Here is a 1584-nt window from a genome sequence, read left to right on the forward strand (position 1 = left end):
GCGCAAAAGGCAGACATCATCANCAGGTACCCCAGCAAAGCCAGAGACAGATCCTTGGTATCCATCAGCCCAGAAGAGGGGAAAGGCAAAGACAGCTTCTGCAATGATGCCGCCCAAAATGACCGGGCCTGCGCCCGACCTGTNNCGAGAGCCAGCCAAAGAACGGNATCAGAAGCATGCATACCGCACACGACACCAGTGCCAAGGTCAACATCTGGTGNCGTGAGAAGCCCAGCGTCTGGGTGCCGTAGGTGAGGCCAAACGATACGATGAGATTGAATGCGGTACCGGTGGACATCGTGGCGACGCCGCCAAGCACGACCTGGCGCCAGTGCTTGCCAAGCACTTCAAGCAAGGGCATCTTTACCTGCTTGGATTCCTGCTGCACCTTTTGGAAAGAAGGGGTCTCCGACGTGTTGAGGCGGATATACATACCGACGGCGACCAGCAGTGCGCTCGCCAGGAACGGAATACGCCATCCCCACGACAACAGGCTCTCGGTCGACATGAATGCATTACAAAGCAGGAATGCCAGGTTCGCAATCAGTGTGCCAGCGGGTACGCCAATCTGCACCCAGGAACCATAAAGTCCCCGCTTTTCGGAGGGGGCATGTTCGACCGCCATCAGGACTGCTCCCCCCCATTCCCCACCAAGCGCCAGTCCCTGGATGACACGCAATGTCAGCAGCAGAATCGGCGCCCAGATACCAACGGCTTCGTAGTCTGGAAGAAGCCCGATGGCAAAAGTTGCCGTCCCCATCATGATGAGCGAAATCAGCAGCATTGATTTTCGTCCAAGACGATCGCCATAGTGACCAAAGATCGCGGCTCCCACGATACGTGCCAGATATGCAGACGCAAAGGTGCCGAAGGCCAACAGGGTACCAATCAACGGATCGAACTTCGGGAAGAATATCTTGTTGAAGACCAGAGCGGAGGCCGTGGCGAAGACGAACAAGTCGTACCACTCGACAGTGGTTCCGATGACGCTTGCCGCAGCGATCTTCCTGAGACTCTTCTGAGAATTGGCGGGCGAGCCTGGCGGGTAGCTGGCGTTCATTTTTTCTGTCCTTTCGATGGGGCCATCGGTCAGTGACGGCGGAATTTGCGTGTCTCTCTATCGCCCTGCGAGGTACCGATCGCAGAACACTGTGCGAGCTAGAACCTGTTCACACTTGATCTGCGAGTGCGATTAAGTGTGAACAGGCCCTAAGCTTCCATCCGGCTTAGCCCAACGCTTGCTTGAACAGACTCCGGATGTCTTTCTCGGTAAGCGGGCGCGGGTTGGTCGGGGTCGAGTGATCGCTCAGCGCGCCCTCAACGACAAAATCTTCGACCTCCTCCGACACCTGCAGCTCACGGAGGCTTTGGGGTATTCCGATGCGAACATTGAGCTTTTCGACTTCCTCGGCCAGATCCGCTGTCGCAGGCAAGCCGAGCGCGACACGCAGACGTGCGTACTTGTCGCCCACGTGGGCTTCATTGAAACGCAACACCGCCGGCAAGATCACCGCATTGACCGTTCCATGGTGGAGCTTCGGATACGTCAACGCACCGAGTGGATGGGAAAGCGCATGGACAGCG

Annotated in this window: 1 protein-coding gene and 1 pseudogene; both read right to left on the bottom strand. The window is 57.2% G+C overall.

Annotated features, from left to right (window positions below; genetic code table 11):
• Positions 1-64: 64 nt before the first annotated feature.
• Positions 65-1060 (bottom strand): MFS transporter, encoded by a 996-nt coding sequence (locus I5W_RS21530; RefSeq protein ID WP_252717167.1) that lies wholly within the window; start codon positions 1058-1060, stop codon positions 65-67.
• Positions 1061-1226: 166 nt separating this feature from the next.
• Positions 1227-1584, bottom strand: a pseudogene (locus I5W_RS21535) (iron-containing alcohol dehydrogenase); the annotation flags it as partial.

It is taken from the genome of Herbaspirillum sp. B65 (assembly GCF_000333555.1).
Classification (GTDB): Bacteria; Pseudomonadota; Gammaproteobacteria; order Burkholderiales; family Burkholderiaceae_D; genus Herbaspirillum; species Herbaspirillum rubrisubalbicans.